The 24,136-nt window shown below is 36.7% G+C and carries 24 protein-coding genes; 22 read left to right on the forward strand and 2 right to left on the reverse strand.

Going from position 1 to position 24,136, the window contains the following annotated elements; genetic code table 11:
* Positions 1-2 precede the first annotated feature (2 nt).
* The 22 genes from DVJ99_RS04575 (at position 3) to DVJ99_RS04680 (ending at position 21,077) form a co-directional block, all read left to right on the forward strand.
* Entirely contained in the window at positions 3-1,001 is a 999-nt protein-coding gene (locus tag DVJ99_RS04575; RefSeq protein WP_105992753.1) for an NAD(P)H-dependent glycerol-3-phosphate dehydrogenase, read from the forward strand.
* Positions 1,002-1,170: 169 nt separating this feature from the next.
* The gene (locus tag DVJ99_RS04580) at positions 1,171-1,443 is read left to right on the forward strand and encodes an HU family DNA-binding protein (RefSeq protein WP_047131051.1); all 273 of its coding nucleotides are present in this window, start codon (positions 1,171-1,173) and stop codon (positions 1,441-1,443) included.
* Between the two features lie 182 nt (positions 1,444-1,625).
* Positions 1,626-2,198, forward strand: coding sequence for a heptaprenyl pyrophosphate synthase subunit A (locus tag DVJ99_RS04585; RefSeq protein ID WP_114603328.1), 573 nt, complete (start codon positions 1,626-1,628; stop codon positions 2,196-2,198).
* A 1-nt stretch (position 2,199) separates the two neighbouring features.
* The gene (locus DVJ99_RS04590) at positions 2,200-2,925 is read left to right on the forward strand and encodes a demethylmenaquinone methyltransferase (RefSeq protein ID WP_114603329.1); all 726 of its coding nucleotides are present in this window, start codon (positions 2,200-2,202) and stop codon (positions 2,923-2,925) included.
* A 1-nt stretch (position 2,926) separates the two neighbouring features.
* Positions 2,927-3,883: a polyprenyl synthetase family protein gene (locus tag DVJ99_RS04595; RefSeq protein WP_114603330.1), complete on the forward strand. Its 957-nt coding sequence runs from the start codon at positions 2,927-2,929 to the stop codon at positions 3,881-3,883.
* A gap of 104 nt (positions 3,884-3,987) precedes the next feature.
* Positions 3,988-4,437: a nucleoside-diphosphate kinase gene (ndk, locus tag DVJ99_RS04600; protein WP_105992757.1), complete on the forward strand. Its 450-nt coding sequence runs from the start codon at positions 3,988-3,990 to the stop codon at positions 4,435-4,437.
* 208 nt (positions 4,438-4,645) lie between these two features.
* A complete protein-coding gene (gene aroC / locus DVJ99_RS04605; RefSeq protein ID WP_114603331.1) occupies positions 4,646-5,812 on the forward strand; it encodes a chorismate synthase in 1,167 nt (388 codons plus the stop codon).
* A 17-nt stretch (positions 5,813-5,829) separates the two neighbouring features.
* Positions 5,830-6,906, forward strand: coding sequence for a 3-dehydroquinate synthase (gene aroB / locus DVJ99_RS04610; protein WP_114603332.1), 1,077 nt, complete (start codon positions 5,830-5,832; stop codon positions 6,904-6,906).
* A gap of 10 nt (positions 6,907-6,916) precedes the next feature.
* Positions 6,917-8,215, forward strand: a complete 1,299-nt coding sequence (aroA, locus tag DVJ99_RS04615) for a 3-phosphoshikimate 1-carboxyvinyltransferase (protein ID WP_114603333.1) — start codon at positions 6,917-6,919, stop codon at positions 8,213-8,215.
* A gap of 4 nt (positions 8,216-8,219) precedes the next feature.
* Complete coding sequence (locus tag DVJ99_RS04620) at positions 8,220-9,467, forward strand: tetratricopeptide repeat protein (RefSeq protein ID WP_114603334.1); 1,248 nt, start codon at positions 8,220-8,222, stop codon at positions 9,465-9,467.
* Positions 9,468-9,485: 18 nt separating this feature from the next.
* The gene (locus tag DVJ99_RS04625) at positions 9,486-10,043 is read left to right on the forward strand and encodes a YpiB family protein (protein ID WP_114603335.1); all 558 of its coding nucleotides are present in this window, start codon (positions 9,486-9,488) and stop codon (positions 10,041-10,043) included.
* A 5-nt stretch (positions 10,044-10,048) separates the two neighbouring features.
* A complete protein-coding gene (locus tag DVJ99_RS04630; RefSeq protein WP_114603336.1) occupies positions 10,049-10,663 on the forward strand; it encodes a DUF1405 domain-containing protein in 615 nt (204 codons plus the stop codon).
* 41 nt (positions 10,664-10,704) lie between these two features.
* Positions 10,705-11,385 carry a zinc metallopeptidase gene (locus DVJ99_RS04635; RefSeq protein WP_114603494.1) on the forward strand — a complete coding sequence of 227 codons (681 nt, stop codon included), beginning with the start codon at positions 10,705-10,707 and terminating at the stop codon, positions 11,383-11,385.
* Between the two features lie 129 nt (positions 11,386-11,514).
* On the forward strand, positions 11,515-11,832 hold the full coding sequence (locus DVJ99_RS04640; protein ID WP_114603337.1) for a nucleotide pyrophosphohydrolase: 318 nt from the start codon (positions 11,515-11,517) through the stop codon (positions 11,830-11,832).
* A 36-nt stretch (positions 11,833-11,868) separates the two neighbouring features.
* Positions 11,869-12,999, forward strand: a complete 1,131-nt coding sequence (gene bshA / locus DVJ99_RS04645) for an N-acetyl-alpha-D-glucosaminyl L-malate synthase BshA (RefSeq protein ID WP_114603338.1) — start codon at positions 11,869-11,871, stop codon at positions 12,997-12,999.
* Positions 12,992-14,191, forward strand: coding sequence for a CCA tRNA nucleotidyltransferase (locus DVJ99_RS04650; RefSeq protein ID WP_114603339.1), 1,200 nt, complete (start codon positions 12,992-12,994; stop codon positions 14,189-14,191). The genes bshA and DVJ99_RS04650 overlap by 8 nt, the downstream gene beginning before the upstream one ends.
* On the forward strand, positions 14,184-15,155 hold the full coding sequence (locus DVJ99_RS04655) for a biotin--[acetyl-CoA-carboxylase] ligase (protein WP_114603340.1): 972 nt from the start codon (positions 14,184-14,186) through the stop codon (positions 15,153-15,155). Before DVJ99_RS04650 ends, DVJ99_RS04655 begins: the two co-directional genes overlap by 8 nt.
* Positions 15,156-15,170: 15 nt before the next feature.
* Positions 15,171-17,861 (forward strand): helicase C-terminal domain-containing protein, encoded by a 2,691-nt coding sequence (locus DVJ99_RS04660; protein WP_114603341.1) that lies wholly within the window; start codon positions 15,171-15,173, stop codon positions 17,859-17,861.
* A gap of 132 nt (positions 17,862-17,993) precedes the next feature.
* A complete protein-coding gene (gene asnS, locus DVJ99_RS04665; RefSeq protein ID WP_105992769.1) occupies positions 17,994-19,286 on the forward strand; it encodes an asparagine--tRNA ligase in 1,293 nt (430 codons plus the stop codon).
* Between the two features lie 101 nt (positions 19,287-19,387).
* Complete coding sequence (locus tag DVJ99_RS04670) at positions 19,388-20,065, forward strand: DnaD domain-containing protein (RefSeq protein ID WP_114603342.1); 678 nt, start codon at positions 19,388-19,390, stop codon at positions 20,063-20,065.
* Positions 20,065-20,733 carry an endonuclease III gene (gene nth, locus DVJ99_RS04675; protein ID WP_105992771.1) on the forward strand — a complete coding sequence of 223 codons (669 nt, stop codon included), beginning with the start codon at positions 20,065-20,067 and terminating at the stop codon, positions 20,731-20,733. Before DVJ99_RS04670 ends, nth begins: the two co-directional genes overlap by 1 nt.
* Positions 20,734-20,744: 11 nt before the next feature.
* Positions 20,745-21,077, forward strand: a complete 333-nt coding sequence (locus DVJ99_RS04680) for a YpoC family protein (RefSeq protein WP_114603343.1) — start codon at positions 20,745-20,747, stop codon at positions 21,075-21,077.
* Positions 21,078-21,192: 115 nt separating this feature from the next.
* On the opposite strand, the gene DVJ99_RS04685 is transcribed toward DVJ99_RS04680, so the two are convergent.
* Positions 21,193-23,454, reverse strand: coding sequence for a transglycosylase domain-containing protein (locus DVJ99_RS04685; protein WP_114603344.1), 2,262 nt, complete (start codon positions 23,452-23,454; stop codon positions 21,193-21,195).
* Positions 23,451-24,077, reverse strand: a complete 627-nt coding sequence (gene recU, locus DVJ99_RS04690) for a Holliday junction resolvase RecU (protein WP_114603345.1) — start codon at positions 24,075-24,077, stop codon at positions 23,451-23,453. The genes DVJ99_RS04685 and recU overlap by 4 nt, the downstream gene beginning before the upstream one ends.
* Positions 24,078-24,136 lie beyond the last annotated feature (59 nt).

Genomic DNA, 24,136 nt, shown 5'->3' on the forward strand with positions numbered 1-24,136 from the left:
AAATGAGTAAGGTTGCCGTTTTTGGTATGGGCAGTTTTGGTACAGCATTAGCGAATGTTCTCGCGCAAAACGGTCATGATGTCTTAATGTGGGGAAAAAATAAACAAAGCATTGAAGAGATCAATACTTATCACACAAATTCACGTTATTTGAACGAAGCAAAATTGAACGCTGCAATTAAAGCAACATCAGACATGGACGAAGCCGTTCAGTTTTCAGATACGTATCTGATTGCGTTGCCTACAAAAGCAGTCAGAGAAGTGGTTAAGCAAATCGATGAGAAATTAACAGGCAAGAAAACATTTATACATGTTGCGAAAGGTATTGAAAATTCAACATTCGAACGTGTATCAGAATTGATAGAAGATTCATTATCACCTGAGCATAATGGCGGTATCGGTGTATTATCAGGCCCGAGCCATGCTGAGGAAGTCGTAATTCAACAGCCTACAACAGTTGCTGCATCGTCAAAAGACCCGAATGTCAGCAAACGCATTCAAGATTTATTTATGAATGAATATTTACGTGTCTATACGAATGATGATTTAGTGGGCGTTGAACTTGGCGGTGCATTGAAGAATATTATCGCAGTAGCAAGCGGTATTGTTGCCGGTATGGGCTTTGGAGACAACGCGAAAGCCGCATTGATGACTCGCGGACTCGCTGAGATCAGCCGTTTAGGCGAAGCGCTAGGAGCTGACCCTATGACTTTCTTAGGTCTAGGCGGAATCGGTGATTTAATTGTTACGTGTACGTCAACACATTCTAGAAACTATACACTCGGTTATAAAATCGGCAAAGGCAAAACAGTAGATGAAGCTCTTTCAGAAATGAATATGGTTGCGGAAGGTTTCTATACAACTGAATCTGTTTACCATTTAGCTAAGAAGAAAAACATTGATATGCCTATCACATCAGCGTTGTACGGTGTATTATTTGAAAATGTTCCATTAGAAAAAAGCCTTAAATTATTAATGGACAGAGACAAAAAATCTGAATAGAGATTAAATTAATTTACTATTATAGTATATTTACACCCTGTTAGCTAAAAAACCTTATAAATCGCGGTTTTATGCTCATAAATAATTGCGATAGTAAGAGTCGTTGTGTTAAAGTCATAGCATAATGATATTAAGTTATCATTAGCAAACCCTTGGGAGGTGACTCATAATGAACAAAACAGACTTAATTAACGCTGTTGCAGAACAAGCAGAATTAACTAAAAAAGAAGCTGGCTTAGCAGTTGATGCTGTATTCGAATCAATTCAAAACTCACTATCTAAAGGTGAAAAAGTACAATTGATCGGTTTCGGTAACTTTGAAGTTCGCGAACGTGCTGCCCGTAAAGGTCGCAACCCGCAAACTGGTAAAGAAATCGACATCCCAGCAAGCAAAGTTCCAGCATTCAAAGCTGGTAAAGCTTTAAAAGATGCAGTTAAATAATGAATTCAATACTTAACAGAAAAGCCCTTTTTCAGGGCTTTTCTTTTTATGTTGTAAAATTATAATTTTAATTGCTTTTATCAATAAAATTGGTGAATCTAGCAAGCAGTTGAAATAAAGTGATTTTATTTTTGTATATATAATGTTAAGATGATTATTGATTAATAACGTGAGGTGCAGACATGGATTCAACATTAAGTACATTAAAAAACCAAATAGATCGCAAACTTAATGGTATACATAGTCATGAACCAATTCAGTATAACCATCAATTGGCTCATGTACTTGATGATCAAGATATTTTGCCAGAAGCAAAATTAGCATGCCTCGCAATCGATACATCTATGAGTCATCTGGATTCAATTACAGGAAGCAGTCTGTCAAAGCATGCGATTTTGATAGGGGACTTAATCAGTGCGCATTTTTATACTTTAACGGCTGCTATAAATGATTCACAATATTTAGAAGCAATGAGCGACGCAATCATTAAAGTAAATGAATATAAAACTTCATTGCATTATAGAGCACTCGATGTTGATGCAATGGAAGATGCAATATTATATATTGAAACCATTTTTCCTATGATTACTATTCAACACTTCCATCCACGTGCTGAATTAGGCGGAATCGCTGAATCATTAATTCAATATGCTTCAGAGCATCATCCTGCTTATTTGAAAGATTATAGCGAAAAAGAACTTGAGGCTGTTTTTAAAGCGCTGAATAGTAATATAAAGCAAAGTAGAGGTAATTAATATGGCTAAAAATAAAGCAGATAAAGAAAAAGTACATAAAGTCTTTCAAAACATTTCAACGAAGTATGATAGATTGAACAATATTATCAGCTTTGAACAACACAAAGTATGGCGTAAACGTGTTATGAAATCTATGAACGTTAAACCAGGAAGCAAAGCATTAGACGTATGCTGCGGTACGGCAGATTGGACAATTGCACTAAGTAAAGCTGTCGGACCTACTGGTGAAGTTATCGGACTTGATTTCAGTGAAAACATGCTGAAAGTCGGAGAAGAAAAAACTAAAAATATGGCGAATATTCAACTCGTTCAAGGTGATGCTATGGAATTGCCATTTGACGACAATGAATTCGATTATGTCACAATCGGTTTCGGATTGCGCAATATTCCGGATTATGTCATTGCTTTGAAAGAAATGAATCGCGTACTTAAACCAGGCGGTATGGTGGTATGTCTTGAAACGAGCCAACCGACTATTCCTGTGTTTAAACAACTCTACCAGCTTTACTTTAAATTTGTTATGCCTGTATTCGGTAAATTTTTCGCTAAATCAAAAGAAGAATACGAATGGCTGCAGCAATCTGCTTTTAACTTCCCTGATCGCGATGAACTAAAAGCATTGTTCCAATTAGCAGGCTTCAGAGATATTGAAGTGAAAAGTTTTACAGGCGGCGTAGCTGCAATGCACTTAGGGTATAAGGAAAAAGAAACAGCAAAAGGTGATTAATGTGGAGAAGTTGAACATTAATAAAGAAATCAAAAAAATTGAAAAAGCACTTAAACAGACTATTAAAAGTGATAATGCTGTATTAGAAGAGGCGTCACACCATTTATTGTCATCAGGCGGCAAGCGTGTGCGCCCGTCTTTTGTCATTTTGAGCAGTGAATACGGTATTTCTCCTAGGAATGAAGACACTTATAAAATTGCTGTTTCTTTAGAATTAATTCATATGGCGACATTAGTCCACGATGATGTGATTGATAGAAGCGATAAACGCAGAGGGCGTTTAACTATCAGTAAAAAATGGGACCAAGATACTGCAATTTTAACCGGCAACTATTTGCTTGCCTTAGCCTTAAATAATATTTCATCAATTGAAGATAAAAGAATACATATGATTTTATCCCATGCGATTGTGGATGTATGCCGCGGAGAATTATTCCAATTCCAAGACCAATTTAACACAGAGCAAACCATCACTAATTATTTAAGACGTATTAATCGTAAAACAGCCTTATTAATCCAACTCGCAACAGAGCTAGGTGCCTTGTCTGCACATGCTGATCTTAAAACAGCTAATAAACTTAAGCGCATCGGCCACTATATTGGGATGAGTTTCCAAATTGTCGATGATATTCTTGATTTTACGAGTACTGAAAAGCAATTAGGCAAACCTGTAGGCAGTGATTTAATGAACGGCCACATTACTTTGCCGGTGTTGCTTGAGATGAGAGAAAATCCGGAATTCAAAGCAAAAGTTGACGCACTTAACCCAAATAGCCCTAAAGAGGATTTTGTTTACTGCGTTGATTATATCAGACAGTCATCCAATATAGATGCTGCGAAACAAATCAGCAGGCAGTACCTTCAAAAAGCAATTCGTTTATTAGATGAACTTGAAGTAAACGGCGCAACAACATGGTTTAAAAAGTTGATTAAAAGAATGGAATCCAGAAATATATAAAAAACAATTCCAAAATATTGAAAGCGCTTAAACAAACTGTTAAACTGATAATGTATTTAATTACATTCAACCAAATACACATATAATTCAGGAGGATTTGCGAAATGGAAAGAACTTTTCTAATGATTAAACCTGATGGTGTTCAACGTAATATCGTTGGTGAAATCATCACACGTTTAGAGAAAAAAGGATTAAAACTAGTTGGCGGTAAATTCATGACTGTTTCCAAAGAATTAGCAGAAACACATTATGGTGAACATGCTGGTAAACCATTCTACGAAGGTCTTGTATCATTTATCACTTCAGCACCTGTCTTTGCGATGGTAGTAGAAGGTGAAAATGTAGTAGAAGTTACAAGAAATATGATTGGTAAAACAAATCCAACTGAAGCAGCACCTGGTACAATCAGAGGCGATTTAGGTTTAACTGTAGGCCGTAACGTTATCCACGGTTCAGATTCAGTTGAATCAGCTAAAAGAGAAATCAGCTTATGGTTCGAACCTAACGAATTAAGTGTTTATACAGCCAACAATGAAGAATGGTTATACGAATAAATTTATATAAAGTATACATTTGAAAAATTCATTTTATCCAAAGCAGGCCAGATTGAAACGCGCAATTTCAGTCTGGTTTGTTTTTGCGTTCCATTAATTTCTGAAAATTTTAACAATTATACGTTTTAATTGTTTCTGTCCTTATTTCACGTGTGCTATGATAATAGGTATACTTAAGAGTAACAATATGAAATGGAGTGATTGCATAATGAGATTTTTAACCTCTGGAGAATCCCATGGGCCGCAACTGACTGTTATTGTAGAAGGTGTTCCGGCAAATTTAGCTGTTACAGCTGAAGACATTAATGTTGAAATGTTTAAGCGTCAAGGCGGATATGGCCGCGGACGCCGCATGAAAATTGAAAAAGACGCTGTTGAAATTGTTTCTGGTGTAAGAAATGGTTATACATTAGGCAGTCCGATTACGATTGTGGTAACAAATGATGATTTTACACACTGGAGAAATATTATGGGTGTTGCTCCTATTTCTGAAGAAGAACAAGAACAGATGAAACGCACCATCTCTAAACCACGTCCCGGACATGCTGATCTTGTAGGCGGAATTAAATACAATCATCGTGATTTAAGAAATGTATTAGAACGTTCATCTGCCAGAGAAACAGCTGCCCGCGTTGCTGTAGGTGCACTATGCAAAATCTTGCTAAAACAATTAGATATCGATATCTTCAGCCGTGTTGTTGAAATCGGCGGTATCAAAGATGATGAAGCATACGATTTAGAAACGATTAAATCACATGAAGACAATAATGATGTTCGTGTTATTAATGAAGAAAAAGCACAAGCAATCAGAGATTTAATCGATCAAGCTAAAAAAGATGGAGATTCGCTAGGCGGTGTCGTTCAAGTAATTGTGGATAATATGCCTGTAGGTGTCGGCAGTTATGTCCATTATGATCGAAAACTCGATGGCAGAGTCGCACAAGGTGTAGTCGGCATCAACGCATTTAAAGGCGTAAGTTTCGGTGAAGGTTTCAAAGCAGCTGAAAAACCAGGCAGCCAAATCCAAGATCCTATTCTCTATGATGAAACGAACGGCTATACACGTGCATCCAATCATCTAGGCGGATTAGAAGGCGGTATGAGTAATGGTATGCCGATTGTAGTGAATGGTGTTATGAAACCTATTCCTACTTTATATAAACCGCTCGCATCAGTAGATATTGAGACGAAAGAACCTTTCAAAGCAACAATAGAACGTTCAGACAGCTGTGCCGTACCTGCAGCAAGTATTGTATGCGAACATGCAGTCGCATTTGAATTGACTAAAGCATTGCTGGAAGAATTCCAATCCAATTACATGGAACAGCTCAAAGAACAAGTCGCAGAACGCAGACAACGCAACATTGAATTTTAAAATCTAAGGTGATACGTATGCAACTAATGACAACTTATAAAGAGGATAATTATCCGATTATTATCCAACACAATGCATTAACAGAATTAAATCAATTTCTAACAAATTATCGCGATGTTGTATTTATTATCGATAAGAACGTAGAACACGCGCATCCGAATAAATTAAATCAGGCACTTTCATCTATTATGCCTGAACAAATTACACATGTTATTCGTATTGAAGGCAGTGAACAATCTAAATCCTTTGAAGTCTACCAAAGCGTTTTAGAACAGTTATTAGAAAAAGGAATTACGCGCAACACTTGTATCGTCGCAATCGGCGGCGGTGTAACAGGAGACTTTTCAGGGTTTGTGGCTGCGACATTATTGCGCGGCGTTGATTTTATTCAAGTCCCAACGACAATTTTAGCGCATGACTCAAGTGTAGGAGGCAAAGTAGGGATTAATACACCGCAAGGTAAAAATCTAGTAGGGGCTTTTTATCGCCCTTCAGCAGTTATCTATGATTTAGACTTTCTCACTTCTTTGCCTTATACCGAAATCACCAGCGGCTATGCAGAAGTTTATAAACATGCATTATTAAACGGACAAGCAGCGCTGAATGATATCGAATTGAATTTTCCTGACCGATCAAGCTTAGAAGCATTGCATCACTTAGATGACTTTTTGCTTAAAGGAATTGAAACTAAATTAAATATTGTTGTGGCTGATGAGCATGAACAAGGCAAACGCAAATTCTTAAATCTCGGCCATACGTTTGGACATGCGATTGAGTATCATGAGAAAATAGCACATGGTCATGCAGTGATGATAGGTATTTTATATCAATTCATTGTTTCAAACCTCTTGCTCCATACAAATTACGATATCCAACACTTTAAAGATTATTTCAAACAACTGGATTATCCATTGGAAGTCGTACTAAACGCTGACTTTGAGCCTTTATTAGAATTAATGTTAAAAGATAAAAAGAATGATAAAAACGGCATTCAAATGGTGTTATTGTCTTCTATCGGCAATCCGGTCGTACAACATGTTGATAACGATGTGCTTGCTGAAGCCTTTACACAATTACAAAACATATTAAAGTGAGTGAAGATAAATGAGTAAAACCGAATTAATTAATGTACAAGGGCCTTTGCGCGGTGAAATCGAAGTGCCGGGCGACAAATCCATGACTCATCGTGCGATTATGCTGAGTGCTTTAGCAGAAGGCAAATCAACAATATATAAACCGCTTCTCGCTGAAGACTGTCTCCGCACCATTCACATCTTCCGCTTATTAGGCGTTCGATTTGAAATCAGCGATGATCAAGTCATTGTGGAATCTCCCGGCTATCAAAACTTTACTACACCGCACCAAGCACTTTATACAGGCAACTCAGGTACTACAACACGTCTGCTTGCCGGGTTGCTTTCCGGATTAGGCATCGAAAGTGTACTTTCAGGCGATGCTTCTATCGGCAACCGTCCTATGAACCGAGTAATTGATCCATTGACTGAAATGGGTGCTGATATACACGGTGTAGAAGGCAATTACACACCTTTAATTATTAAAAAAGGGCAAATTAAAGGTATACAATATAAAATGCCGGTTGCCAGTGCACAAGTGAAAAGTGCGATTTTATTTGCCAGCTTATTCTCTGATGAACCATCTGTGATTGAAGAAATCGGAATGACACGCAATCATACGGAAACTATGTTTGAACATTACCATATTCCTATTAAAACAGAAGGTATGCGCATTGAAACAGTTCCGAATGCAATTCAAGACATTCAACCAGCAGATTTCCAAGTTCCAGGTGATATTTCATCTGCAGCGTTCTTTATCGTTGCGGCCTTAATTACACCTGATAGTGATGTTACAATTCATAATGTAGGTATGAATGAGACACGTTCTGGTATCATAGATGTCGTGAAAGCAATGGACGCAAATATTGAAATCTTTAACGAAAAGAATGGTGCTGAACCGACTGCATCGCTGCGTGTACGCTATACACCTGATCTGAAGCCGTTAAATATGGCTGATGCGTTAGTAACACGTGCGATTGATGAAATACCTATCATTGCATTGTTGTGTACACAAGCACAGGGTTCAAGCGTAATTAAAGATGCAGAAGAGTTAAAATACAAAGAGACTGACCGTATTGAGACAACATCTAATGAACTAGGCTTGCTCGGCTTTGAAGTACATCCGACAAATGATGGTTTTGTCATTCATCCGTCAACATTTGAACGACCTGCAGAAGTCAGTTCTTATACAGACCATCGTATCGGTATGACATTAGCCATAGCTTCATTGTTGAGTGATGACACGATTTCAATTCATAACTTCGATGCAGTCAATACCTCATTCCCAGAATTCTTGCCATTGTTAAAATCAATTGCTCAGAAAGGATAATATTATGGAAGACACACAGAAATTAATTGATGATATTCATCTACAAAAGATAGATAACTTAGACAGCAGAGTAGAAAATGCAATTACCTCTGCTGACGATGATACTTTGTTCATGCTTGGAGAAACACTGTATAATTACGGATTGACGCCGCAAGGCTTAGAAGTATTCAGAGCGTTGTATCATAAATTTCCTAACGAACCGGAACTGTTGATTTACTTTATAGAAGGGCTCATCTCTGAAGATAAAACAGATGAAGCTTTAGAACATTTAAACCAAGCAGACTTAACAACAGAACGCTTAATGTTAGAAGCAGATTTATATCAGCAAATTAATATGCTAGAAGTCGCAATCGATAAAGTACAAGAAGCAATCGAATTAGAACCTAACGACCCAGTGCTGCACTTCGCATTGGCTGAACTTATGTATTTTGACGGTCAATATTTACGTGCTTCTGCAGAGTATGAAACAGTACTTGAAACAGGAGAGTACATGGTTAACGGTGTTAATTTGTATGCTCGTTTAGCAGACAGTGCATTGCAAAGCGGCAACTATGATGATGCCATTCAATTGTTCGATGAAATTCATGAACAAGATATGACACCAGAAGATTACATGAAAAAAGCACTTGCTTATGAAAAAAATGATTTGATTCAAGAAGCTGTTAAAATCATGCGTGTGTTGATGGATAAAGATCCAGATTATATTCAAGGCTATTTCTACTTGCAGCAGCTCTACTTGCAGCAAAGAGATTATAAATCAGCGATTGAAGTAGGGCATGAAGGTTTAAGATTGAACGAATTCTACAAAGAACTGATGCTGTCTACAGGTAAAATCGAAATTGATCAAGGTGATCAAGAACAAGGGGTACAATTAATGCTGAAAGCCCTTGAAATTGATAATTCTTACCAAGAACCGCTGATTGAACTCAGCAGTTTATACCGTACAAAAGATGATGCTGAATCTATTATCGGTTTATTAAAATATGCAAATGAAGATGACTTAGACCCAAGATTTATGTGGAACTTAGCTTATGCCATGGGTGAGGAAGAACGCGACAAAGAAGCACAGCATTTCTTTGACTTAGCTTATCCGACATTTGAAAATAATCCAGATTTCTTAGGAGACTATTATTTCTTCCTCATCGAAACTGGACAAGTTGAACAAGCTAAAGCATTGCTGCCGAAATTAATGGAATTAGATCCTAATAATGATGAGTGGCAGCAAGAAGCTGAACGTTTACAATCTTTTTAATACGTTGGTGAAAAGTACATGATAGACTTTGAAAGTTTGAATCTGAAAAAGAATAATTTAATAGATTACTTGTTATTCAACTATGCGTTTAAATCAAGAATCAGTGTTTGGGTGCTGAACTTAATCAAGTCTGATATTCAGCGCCTTGAAAGTATTTATTTTGTAGATACACCTATCACTAGTCATGCAACTTTAGAAATCGCAGTGACAGAAAGCGATGAAATCGGAATTCAATTTACGCAAAACCACAAACGTTTGTATAATACCAACGAAATTTTCCATGTGATTGCCTATGAACGGCCGTCTTTTGATATAAAGATTCATTTACCTAAAAGAGATGCCAGAATTGACGAAGTCCTGCTTTCTCAACTGCTTTCATCACCAGATTATACATCACATTTAAGCGACTTGTATGCAGTGACAATGACTCCGCAAGCAGAACTGTCGTTGATTAATCATTTACAAAATACGATTGATTTGAGTCTGCAGATCAATGACTCAGAATACTTTTACAGACTATCTCACTTATTAAATACGATTAAAACAAAGTCCTATAATTTTCCAACGAAGGAATGAATCTGATGAGTCTTTTACAGTGGTGGAAATGGGCTGTTTATTCACGCCCATTTCTTTTATTAGCTTTGGTATGTAATGCTTTAGGTACCATTTACGGATACATATGGTATGGCAGCCAGCTTAGTGAGACACCTTGGCAATTCTTAATATTTGTACCTGACAGTCCCACGGCTTCACTCTTTTTATGTTTTGCATTAGTGTTAATGCTCTTTAATAAAAATAATGCAATCATTGAAGCGCTTGCCTTTACAACACTTATTAAATACGGAGTCTGGGCTGTCATTATGAATTTGATATTATTTTATCAATATAATGAAGTCACAATCAGCGGGATGATGCTGCTGCTTTCTCATGGTATTATGGCATTGCAAGCATTGTTATTTTACCCTAGGTTTAAAGTTACTTTGCTAGGTGGTGTGGTTTCAATGGTTTGGATTTTCCATAATGACTTGATCGACTATGTCTTTATGCAGTTTCCGTACTATCCATTCATTGCTTCGCACATAGAACTAGTAGCATATATTGCGTTCTTGTTAAGTATATTAAGCTTAATTTTATACTTTTATTTAAAGTCGTTAATACAGCACAAATTGTTTGACCAAAGTTTACGTTCTCAGTAAAATAATGTTATAAAGGAGTGAGAATTTTGTCTTTAGTAAGTATGATAATTTATTTTGCGATATTAATGATTTTACCGCTTTGGGCACAACACAAAGTCAAATCAACTTATGAAAAGTATTCACAAGTTCGATCAACAAGCGGTAAAACAGGACGAGAAGTGGCTGAAGAAATATTACATGCCAATGGTATAAATGACGTTGAAGTTTTAGAAGGCGAAGGTTTCTTATCAGACCACTACGACCCATCTAAAAAAGTAATTCGTTTATCTGCTGCGAACTACAATCGTCCAAGTGTTGCTGGTACAGCCATCGCAGCACACGAAGTAGGACATGCGATTCAAGATGCTCAAGGTTATTTCTATTTAAGATTCAGACATGCTTTATTCCCATTAGCAAATATCGGCAGCAGCTTGTCTTATATTTTAATTATGGCAGGTATCGTATTGACATCTATGCAGATGGCAATCGGTTCAACTGCATTATGGATCGGTATTTTCTTAATGGCATTCGCAGTCTTATTCTCAATCATAACCTTGCCGGTAGAGTTTGACGCAAGTAAGAGAGCAATGAATAACATTAAAGATTTGAATATCGTTAACGACAAAGAATATAAACACGCACGAAAAGTGTTAAGTGCAGCCGCAATGACTTATGTAGCTTCTACAGCAGTTGCAGTTGCCGAACTATTAAGATTCATCTTAATTGCACGCTCTAGTGATTAATAAGCACTTATACAGTTTGAGGCCTTGCTGATTTCAGCAAGGCTTTTTCATTTTGCCGATTGCACTTAAAATGCATAATAAAAAAATATAAGATATACTAAGAGATAAGATGTAAGGAGATGAAAACGCATGAAAACAATGTTAGAAATGCAAAAAGAAGTAGACGCATACATAGGACAATTCAAAGTCGGTTATTTCTCGCCGCTTGCGAATTTAGCACGCCTTACTGAAGAAGTAGGCGAACTTGCACGAGAAATCAATCATGTGTATGGAGAAAAGAAAAAGAAATCAACAGAAGCCGAAAATACAATTAAAGCAGAACTCGGCGATAACCTTTTTGTTTTATTGTGTATCGCAAATTCATTAGATATCGATATGACAGAAAGTTTTAATGAAACAATGGATAAATTTAATCATCGAGATAAAGATCGATTTGAACGTAAATAAAAACAAAATAGAGAGATAAAGGAGAGTCGGTTTGAAATGAAGATAGGAATTACATGTTATCCTTCTATGGGAGGTTCGGGCGTTATTGCGACTGAACTTGGGATACTCCTTGCTGAAAGGGGACACGATGTCCACTTTATCACTTCAAACTTGCCATTTCGTATCAGAAAGCCGCTTCCAAACATTACTTTCCACCAAGTAGAAGTTAATCAATATGCTGTCTTTCAATACCCGCCGTATGATATCAGTTTAAGCACTAAAATTGCTTCTGTCATTAAAGAATATGACTTAGACATTTTGCATATGCATTATGCAGTACCGCATGCGATTTGCGGTATTTTAGGCCGTCAAATGTCTGGCAAAGACGTTAAAATTATGACGACATTGCATGGTACTGATATTACAGTATTAGGGTATGACCATTCGCTTAAGGATGCGATTAAATTCGGTATTGAAAATAGTGATGTTGTGACAAGTGTCAGTCAATCACTCGCAAAGCAAACACAAGAAATCATCGGTACGAATAAAGAAATCGTACCCATTTATAACTTTGTCAGAGAAATAGATTTTCCGACTCAGCGCAACGATGCTTTAAGAGAAGTTTACGGTATCAGTCCTGATGAGAAAGTACTGATTCACGTTTCTAACTTCAGACAAGTAAAACGTATAGATACCATCGTTGAAACATTTAAAAAGGTCCATGATCAAATACCATCGAAACTATTATTGTTAGGCGACGGGCCTGAATTGATGGAAATGAAACGTCTTGTGAGAAAGCTAGACATTGAAGCTGATGTATTGTTCTTAGGCAAACAGGAATTTGTCAATCAGTTCTATCAAATGTCAGACTTGGTGCTGCTGCTCAGCGAAAAAGAAAGTTTCGGTTTGACTTTGCTTGAAGCAATGAAAACCGGCGTTGTGCCTATCGGTTCAACAGCAGGCGGTATAAAAGAAGTGATTAAACACGAAGAAACAGGCTTTATTGTCGATATCGGAGATAGCGACAAGGCTAGCGAATATGCGATTGAGTTGCTTACAAATGATGCATTATATCAACGCTTGCGTACACAGATGCTAGAAGATATCGCAGAGCGTTTCAATTCAGAACATATCGCAGATCAATATGAATACTACTATAAGCAGATGTTAGAGGGAAAACATGAATAAAGATTTATTTTTAAAAGCAGCGCCTATTTTAAATCAAATAAAGCGTCACGGTTATGAAGCCTATTATATCGGAGGTTCAGTCAGAGATTATTTGATGGGCCGTCCTATTCATGATATCGATATCACTACGAGTGCGGATCCAGATGAAATCGAAACTATTTTTGAACATACGATACCGATTGGCAAAGAACACGGTACAATTAATGTGGTATTCAACCATGAAAATTATGAAGTAACAACTTATCGAGCTGAAGGCGAATATAAAGACCATCGACGCCCAGACGAAGTCTTCTTTGTCCGCGATTTATATAAAGATGTAGAACGCAGAGACTTTACGATGAATGCGATTGCGATGGATACTGATTTTACTATCAGAGATTATTTCGGCGGCTATGATGATATTCAAAAACAGCGTATTGTCACGGTTGGCGAAGCAAATGAACGCTTTAATGAAGATGCACTGCGTATCTTGCGCGGATTGCGATTCAAATCCCAATTAGGCTTTGAAATTGAAGCACATACGTATGAAGCAATGAAAAATAAAATGCCGGATACACGTTATCTATCAATTGAACGTATCATCGTCGAGCTTGTTAAGTTATTAGAAGGTAAAGATGCGGCTGAAGTATATCCAATGCTGCTGGCATTAGACTTCTTCAAATATGTACCGTTTTTCAAAGACTATGATATGACACAAGTCGAAATTGATGAACCGTTAACATTGGAATTGTTGATAGCAATCTTATTATTCAAACAGCCAGAAGTAAACGGTGCACTCGCAAAGCTAAAAATCAGCAACGACCGCAAGAAACAAATTCAACGTTATGTTCAACTCTTTGAACAATTAGGTACACTTAATGGCAAAAAACAATTACGTGTACTTGTGTATGATTATGGTTTGTCTGTTTTATCTTATATACTAACCATGCAAGCTACGTTAGAGAAGAATGATATTCCATTAAGCCATCCGCTGATATTTAATCAAAAAACGATAGAGGCAATCTACGAAAATCTTCCGATTTATCAAAGAAGCGATATAGCAATCAATGGTAAAATTATTTTAGAAACATTAAATCGTAAAGGCGGTCCATGGTTAAAAGAAGCACTCAGAGCGATAGAATGTGCCATTATTAATAATGAACTGTCCAATGAACAAAGCGAAATCATAAAATGGGTGAAAACAAATGTCTAAATACAGTCAAGATGTTGTAAAAATTTTATATGATCATCAGCCTGAATATATTTCTGGTCAAATGATCGCAGAGCAGCTGCAGATTTCTCGAACTGCAGTCAAAAAAATCATTGATCAACTTAAAGCAGAAGGCTGCGTCATCAATTCAGTCAACCATAGAGGTCATCAGTTAGAACAACTGGCAGACACTTGGTATCCTGGTATTGTAGAACAAATTGTTGATGAACAAGGCTTTTTTAAGAAAACATTGGTTTTCGATACCATCGATTCAACACAACTCGCAGCAAAACAAGAACTTGTCGGCAATCAAGATTCAATTATTGTGTTAAGCAATGAACAAACTAAAGGGCGCGGCCGTTTTAACCGCTTCTGGGATTCAGAAAAAGGAAAAGGGCTATGGATGAGTGCGGTCTTTCGTCCGAATGTACCTTTCTCTTTAATTACGACTTTTAATTTGTTTATGGCCTTAGCAATAAGAGAAAGTATTCAACCTTTTTCAAACGACAAAGTTGAAATCAAATGGCCTAACGACATTTATATCGGCAGTAAAAAGGTCTGCGGTTTCTTAACAGAAATGTCTGCGAATAGTGATGGTATTGAAGCTGTTATTTGTGGAATAGGTATTAATATGAACCAAAAAGCAGATGAGTTTCCAAAAGAAATTGCACATCGCGCGACAAGTATATTGAACCATGCGGATCAAAAAATCGATCGTTATCAGTTTTTAGACGTATTGCTGGGCAATATGAAAAAACGCTATATACAATTTCTGACAGTGCCGTTTGAAGACATCAGAGAAGAATACAGAACACATTCAAATATTTGGCATCGCACGTTGAAGTTCACAGAGAACGACACAGTATTTACTGGTCAAGCATTGGATATTGATAAAGACGGCTTTTTGCAAGTCGTTGATGAAGAGGGCAAACCACACCGCTTAATGAGTGCTGATATTGATTTATAGGAAGGAGGCGATAAAGTGAGTCAAACCAATTATGCAGTGGTAGATTTAGAAACAACCGGCAACCAAAAGGATTATGATGAAATCATTCAAATCGGAATTACATTTGTAAGAAATTTTGAGATTGTAGGTTCCTACCACTCTTTAATTAAAACAGACATAGAAATTCCGCCTTTCATACAGGCACTGACTTCTATTGAAGATACCATGCTTACACAAGCACCATATTTTCATGAAATAGCAGATGAAATCTATGATGTTTTGAAAGACTGTGTCTTTGTCGCACACAACGTAGCCTTTGATTTGAACTTTTTAAAAAATGCATTCAGAAAATGCAATATCACTTATCACCCTAGAAAAGCCATTGATACTGTCGAATTATTCAAAGTGGCTTTTCCGACAGATAAAAGCTACCAATTAAGCGAACTTGCTGAAAATCATGGTATACCTTTAAATAATGCACACCGTGCCGATGAAGATGCCGCAACTACTGCTAAATTGATGATTAAAGCTTTCAATGTGCTTTACAGTCTTCCGACAGATACATTGAAACAATTGTATTACTTAAGCAAAGACTTAAAATATCAACTGCATGATGTCATTTTCGAAATGGTACGCAACCGAAAAGACGAAGGACTAGATAAAGAGTTTGCGCAGTTCGAGCAGATTATTTACAGAAAGCAGGTTGATTTCAAAGCACCGCAAATAGATTTTGAAGGATCAACAAAAGACTTTTATAAACAAGTCATTGATGCATTAGGTTTCACTTATCGACCGCAGCAGCTCTATCTGACTGAAATTATATTAGAACAGTTGATGCATAATGAAAAAGCATTAATTGAAGCACCGCTCGGTTCAGGGAAATCCATTGCTTATTTAATTGCGGCTTTAATGTACAACATTGAAACCAAGCAGCATGTCATGATTTCAACAAATACAAAACTGCTTCAAAATCAATTATTAGAACATGAAATCCCTACACTTGAGAAAGTCTTGGGTTATCGTATCAATGCGGCAATTATTAAAAGCAAGAGAGATTACATTTCTCTTGGACTCATCAGTCAAATCTTAAAAGATGATACGCAAAATTATGACGTAACACTACTTAAAATGCAGCTGCTGATTTGGATTACTCAAACCGAAACAGGAGATATCCAAGAGCTGAATTTAAAAGGCGGACAAAAAATGTATTTAGAACAAAAAGCAGAGACTTATGTTCCGGTTCGTCATGATATTCATTACTATAATTTCTTGAAGCGCAATGCTCAAAATATACAAATCGGTATTACTAACCATGCGCATCTCATTCATGCCTCTCAAGAAAATAGTATTTATCAGCTGTTTGAGGATTGTATTATCGATGAAGCACACCGTCTGCCAGACTATGCCTTAGATCAAGTTACAAATGAATTGAGCTATTCAGATATCAAATATCAGCTAGGTTTAATCGGTAAAACAGAAAATGAGAAACTGTTAAAAGCGGTAGACAACCTTGAACAAAAGCGTATTTTAGAAAAATTGGATATACCGCCGATTGATGTTTTCGGCTTGAAATCAGCTATGAATGATATTCATGAATTGAATGAAACGTTATTCACGACAATTTTTGATATTATTCATGATTCTACCATCCATGATGATGATAACCATAAAATTCATTTTGTGAATCAATTTGATAAAGGCCCGATTCTTAAGGATATCCATCAGATTATTCATAAATTAAATTTAACTTTAGAATATTTCAACGGTATGAGCCATAAAACGATTAAATCAATTCGAAAGCATCTGCTTTATATCAATGACCATTTCCGTGCAATTGAACAAAGTCTGAAGGAAGATCATACTTGTTTCTTATCTATAAAAAATTTAGAGCAAAAATCGACCATCACAATTTATGTGAAAGACTATAAAGTGAAAGACATTCTCTCGCATCAAATTTTAGATAAATTCAATGCCTTAACCTTTATTTCAGGAACTTTAACGTTCAATGGTTCTTTTGAAGCCTATAAGAAATGGTTCAATCAAGATGCGGCGTTTAATACGTATATCATTGATGAAGTAGTAGAAAATAATAACAAAGCAACTATCTTTATACCTAATGATGTTGAACCGTATCATTATCGCGATGTTGAAAAATACGAACATGCGATTGTCAGCTATATTACGGAATACGTCAATACCACACAATCGAAATGCCTGGTCTTATTTACCAGTTATAAAATGATGTATCATGTCCAAGAATTATTAAACGATCTGCCTGATTTTGAAGATTACATCATTTTATCTCAGCAGAATAACAGCCAAAATTATAAGATTGCCCAGCAATTCAATAGTTTTGATAAAGCCATTCTGCTTGGTACTGGTACCTTCTTTGAAGGATTCGACTTCCAAGGCGAAGGCATCAAATGTGTTATGATTGCTAAGTTGCCGTTCATGAATCAAAACAATACTAAATATTGGTTAATGGATTCTGAATTTGTTTCTACGTTTAAAGATTATGTATTGCCTGATGCTGTTATCAGGTTCAGACAAGGTCTCGGACGTCTCATTCGCAATGAGAACGACAGAGGTATTATTGTGTCTTTTGATGACCGCTTAGTCAAAAGCAATTACCAGCATTTCTTTATGCAGACGTTAAAAGCATTTAATCAGCAAATCGGCAACTTGCAGAAGTTCAATAAAATTTTAAGAAGATTAAAGACAGAATAGGGCGTATCAACTAGAACAAACCCCATTTATTTGATAAAATGTAAACGGGTTAAAAGTAAACAATCAACTCATGCATATGAGTAATGATGAATGCGCTAATAAATGTCAAAAAGAAGTATAGGAGTTTGAATAATGAAGACTACAATTAAAGAAGCAAAGAACTACATTGGTCAAGAAGTCACTATCGGCGCTTGGCTTCAAAACAAACGTTCTAGCGGTAAAATTGCATTCTTGCAATTACGTGACGGAACAGGATTTATGCAAGGTGTTGTAGTGAAATCAGAAGTTGATGAAGATACATTCGCTACAGCTAAAAACCTTAATCAAGAATCATCTTTATATATTACTGGAACAATTACTGAAGATAACCGTTCAGATTTAGGTTATGAAATGCAAGTGCAATCTATTGATGTAATTCAAGAAGCACATGATTATCCGATTACACCTAAAAATCACGGTACTGAATTCTTAATGGATCATCGTCATTTATGGCTGCGTTCTAAAAAGCAGCATGCGGTGATGCAAATCCGTAATGAAATTATCCGTTCAACATATGAATTCTTCCATGATAGCGGATTCGTTAAAATCGATCCTCCGATCTTAACAGCAAGTGCACCGGAAGGCACAAGCGAGCTTTTCCATACTAAATACTTTGATGAAGATGCATTCTTATCACAAAGTGGTCAATTATACTTAGAAGCTGCGGCTATGGCTTACGGCAAAGTTTTCTCATTCGGTCCAACATTCCGTGCAGAGAAATCTAAAACACGCCGTCATTTAATCGAGTTCTGGATGATTGAAGGCGAAATGGCGTTCTATAACCATGCGGACAGCTTAGAAGTACAAGAACAATACGTAACACACGTTGTTCAATCTGTACTTAAAAATTGCGAAATCGAACTAAAAACTTTAGGCAGAGATACTTCAAAACTTGAAAAAGTTAAAGCACCATTCCCAAGAATTTCATACGATGATGCGATTGAATATCTAAAAGAACAAGGTTTCGATGATATCGAATGGGGCGAAGATTTCGGTGCACCGCACGAAACAGCAATCGCCAACCATTATGATTTACCAGTATTTATCACAAATTATCCAACAAAAATCAAACCATTCTATATGCAGCCGAACCCAGAAAACGAAGATACAGTATTATGCGCAGACTTAATTGCGCCTGAAGGTTACGGCGAAATCATCGGCGGATCTGAACGTATTAATGATTTAGAGTTATTAGAATCACGCATTGATGAACATGGTTTAGATAGAGAAAGCTACAACTATTATTTAGACTTGCGTCGTTATGGCTCTGTACCGCACAGCGGATTCGGTTTAGGCTTAGAAAGAACAGTGGCTTGGATTTCTGGTGTAGAACACGTCAGAGAAACAGCACCATTCCCACGTTTGCTTAACCGTTTATATCCATAAGACTTATGCATTTCAATAAACAATAAATGAGGTCCAGTCATATGCATACAGTATGACTGGGCCCTTTCAATAGGTACGCACAAAAAGAAGGGGTGTTCACTTTGAATATAGAATTACTGCGCAAACGCCCAGTCGTTATAAGAAGGGAACTGCTGGATCATTATACTGAGATGGGTCTGTCTGAAAGCGACCTTGTCATCTTAATCAAACTGATTTATGAATATGAACATTCAAATAAACAACCGTCTATTGAATACTTAAGTAAAGGCACGACACTCAAAGAACGCGAAGTAACTGCAGTTATCCAGCGTTTGATTCAATTGAATATGTTAGATTTAACTGTTCAAAAAGATGAAGAGGGCCGTTTTGCGGAATTTATGAATTTAGATGGATTTTATCAAGCATTCAGCGATGTAATGAAATCGCAAGAAGCGAAAAAAGAAGAACTGACTGACCAAGAAGCTTTCAAAACATTATTCAATATGATTGAAAATGCATTCGGACGTCCGCTCTCTCCAATAGAAATCGATACATTGAATCAATGGATAGATGTCGATCATCATGAAATATCTGTGATTCAAGCTGCAGTGAATGAAGCTTTAAGCCAAGAAAAAATGAGTTTCAAATACATTGATCGTATTTTATTAAATTGGAAGAAAAACAATGTCAAAACCGTGGAAGATTCTAAAAAGATCAGCAGTCAATATCATACCCCTCAAATGAAACATACTGTTAAGAAGATACCTAAATTCGATTGGTTAGATCAGGAGGATTCATAATGTTAAGCAAGAAAAAAGCATTGGCTATGATAGATGTGATTGATGACATGTTTCCAGATGCGGAAATCGAATTGAAACATGATAATGCCTTTGAGCTTACAATTGCTGTACTGCTGTCTGCACAGTGTACAGACGTCTTAGTCAACAAAGTCACAAAACACTTATTCCAAAAATATAAAACTCCGCAAGATTATCTGGATGTCAGTTTAGAAGAACTAGAACAAGATATCCGTTCTATCGGTCTTTATAGAAATAAAGCAAAGAATATCAAAAAGCTCAGCCAATCGTTATTAGATAAATTTGATGGCCAGATTCCAAATAACCGTGCTGATTTAGAAAGTTTGGCAGGGGTAGGCAGAAAAACTGCTAATGTTGTTTTGAGCGTGGCATTCGGTGTACCTGCACTTGCAGTCGATACGCATGTTGAACGTGTCTCAAAAAGATTAGGAATTTGCCGCTGGAAAGACAGTGTTAAAGAAGTAGAGGAGAGACTTTGTTCAGTCATTCCTAAAGACCGTTGGAATAAAAGCCATCATCAGCTGATTTTCTTTGGCCGCTATCATTGCCTGGCAAGAGCACCTAAATGTGATGTCTGTCCATTATTTGATGATTGCAGAGAAGGACAAAAGCGTTACCGCGAAAAATTAAGAAAAGAAGCAAAAGCATAGGGAGTGATATTGTGATAACAAAAGCTGATTTCGAAGCATTAGAAGTAAAAATTGATGCCCTAGCAAAAAATAAGCAGCTCACTTCTGATGAAGGCAAAGCACTGCTTGATCAATATTTAGCATTAATCGAACGTTACTTTTGCGACATCAACAATATAGATACTATCGCATTTGATCAGCTCGATAATTATGCTGTTGTGCCTATCAATTTTAAAGAACGCTTCGATTATATCCATCAACGCAAACATCATTTTATGGGTTATCGCCAAATGAAAACATTAGTCAGCGAACTGATTAAAATGAATGCGGCATATAAAGCAAGACAATCTCATCAAAAACGATAGAATTGAATTAATGATAATATTAAAGCCTCCAACCTTATTAGTATCGTTAGAGGCTTTCTTGGTATAGAAAAAGGTGCAGCGCTCAAAATCTTGAGCTGCTGCACCTTTATTTCATTTATGAAACTTTATCATTGAAAATGGCATTGAGATTAAAGAATCTTGATAATGCATTTCCATTTTGATTGTTATTTTGTTGATTGCTATTGCCTTGTTGTTGGCTGTTGTTATTGCCTAAATTTTGATTTGAACTGTTGCTGCCTTGTTGTTGGCTGCTGCTGTTACTGCTGCTTCCGCCTTGAGTAGAACCATTGCCGTTGACTTTACGGCTAGTTGTATTGCCATCAGGGTGGTTGACAACAGATAAATCAGATTTGCTTGAGCCTGCAACTGAATCAGGTCTAGTAAAGTCTTGACCGTCACGAGGACTAATATCTGACATTACATCTTCAAGCAAGAATTGCGGATATTCTTGTTCATTGTGTCCAACGAATGAGTTTTCACCATATTGTTTTACTTTGCTGAAGCCCATCCAAACTGACATAGAGTATCTTGGAGTGAAACCGTTAATCCAAACATCTTTCGCTGCGTTATCAGGAAGGTTGTATTGTTGGTAAGTTTCTCCGCCGTAAGTACCTGTACCAGTTTTGGCAGCTAAGTTAACACCTGAAACGCCATGTCCATAAGCAGAACCCCATGCTTCGAATGTACCTTTCAACACTTCTGAAAGCATGTATGCAGTGTAATCATGCATAGCTCTGTGGTGTTTATGGTCGAACTCTGTAGTATCGCCTTCTTGGTCGACAACTTTAGAAATACCGTGTGCTTGGTTATATTCACCGCCGTTTGCTAAAGCAGCAAATGCTGAAGCTAAATCGGTAGGTGAGAATTCAGATGATGAACCACCTAGAACTTCTGATGGGCCGATTTCACCTTGGTATTCTAATCCGACTTGTTTCGCAAATTTCTTAGGTGCATCTTGGCCGGCATTTTGTTTTGTTTGCTGCCAAGCTTTCAATGCTGGAATGTTGAAACTTTGTCTTAACGCATCATAAAGCGATACATTACCATGACTCTTCGTATCATAGTTTCTGAATGTTGTACCGTCTACCATGTATGCTGCTTCATCTTGAAGTTCATGGTTCGTTGCCCATTGCATATTTTCAATTGCCGGACCGTAAGCTAGGAATGGTTTCAATGAAGAACCAGTAGGGTGGGCATCTGTTGCTTGGTTGCGGTCGACAACGTCTTTGAAGTGTCTGCCGCCTGAAATCGCAACGAGTGCACCGCTCTTACTATCAACAATTGTTGAACCGACTTGCTGGTCATCATTTTTGTAATAATTACCATTGTCGATACGGTTTTGCAATGCTTTTTGAACACTAGAATCCATGTTTGTATAAATCTTGATACCGCTGTTTAATAAATCCGCAAGATTTTTATCTTTGAATTCCGGATGTGCCATTAATTCAGATTTAATAAAGTTGATATATGAGTTGTACTCTGGATCTTTAGTATCTGGTTTAATTGCTCGATCATCCGCACTGCGTTTTACAAGATTCTTTTCAATCGGCGTATTCTGAGCTTCTTTCATTTGTTTATCACTGATACGCTTATGATAATTCATTAAGTATAATACAGTGTCTTTACGATCCTCTGCTCTTTTAGGGTTGTCATACACATTGTATAAGTTAGGTACTTGAGGTAATCCTGCTAAGTACGCTTCTTCAGCTAAATTCAAGTCCTTCAAGTCTTTGTTGAAGTAGTATTTAGCTGCAGCTTTAACCCCGTAAACACCATCAGAGTAGTAAATTTTGTTTAAATAAATTTGGAAAATCTCATCTTTGCTGTATTCCTGCTCTAAACGGTAAGATAAGTAAGCTTCTTGCGCTTTACGACCAATTGACTTTTGGTCAGTCAAGAACGAACGTTTAACAACTTGTTGTGTTAAAGTTGATGCACCTTGCGAACCGAAACCGCCGGTAATATTTTTACCAACAGCACCGAATAAACGTTTATAGTCTAAAGCGCCATGCTTGTAGAAACGGTTATCTTCGGTAGCTAAAACGGCATCTTTCATGTTTTGAGGAACATCCTTCAAATCAACATGCGCACGTCTTTGACCATTATCAAGCGTTTTAACCAGCTTTCCATCTTTATCATATATTTTAGCTGGAATCGGATCTTTCAATTTTGCATCAGAAAAAGCCGGTGCTTTCCAAGCATAATAGGCAAATAATAAAACACCAACTAATGCTAAGACAATAAATGCAATTACTGCGAAGCCGATAATCTTAATAATTGTCCTTTTAATACTTTTATTCTGTTTTTTACCGGACTTTCCATTATTAGAATGAGAAGTCCTTTTTCTTTCCGTCATACGCGGTCCTCACTTTCATCTAATATCAACTTATCAACGGCTTTGAGATAATTCAAACGTGGTTGATACTGATAAGGAATATGGTAACCATTTTTTCTTATTTCTTCAACTGTAATCGATTTTCTGATGTTGTTCACATGTCTTTTCCAAAATACTTTAAAAGCACTATAAGGCAATATATAGACTTCATCAAGCTTTTTAAAACGTATAATGAGAAAAACAATACCTTTTTGCTCATATACTGCCTTCATATGATCTACTTGATGCTCATGTATATTCTTTAATGGAAAAGATGTGGTACTTTGTGTTTCTTTCGCTTCAAAATCAATATAACGGCCATTATAAATACCGTTATAATCAGTTGTAGATGGGGTGCGGAAATATGCTTCTTTTATCACAGCTTTGCTGCGTCTAGGGTAAGAAACATTGACGATTTGAACGGGTGTCGGTTTTTTGTGTATTACTGCTTTACCTGTAGAAAGGTAGTAATCGTTTGATAATTCAATTTCCTTTTCTAAAGTCATTCCACGTCCGCCATACTTGATTTTACTTGACTGCGGCATGTTTGTGCGTCCAACTTTAGTCTTATTTCTATTAAATGGTTTACCATTTGGATAATTCATTTATTTCACCACACCAACTGGTTTATAAAACCGTAACTATTATACACAAATTACAGGTA

Source organism: Staphylococcus sp. EZ-P03, from assembly GCF_003344575.1.
GTDB classification, from domain to species: domain Bacteria; phylum Bacillota; class Bacilli; order Staphylococcales; family Staphylococcaceae; genus Staphylococcus; species Staphylococcus simulans_B.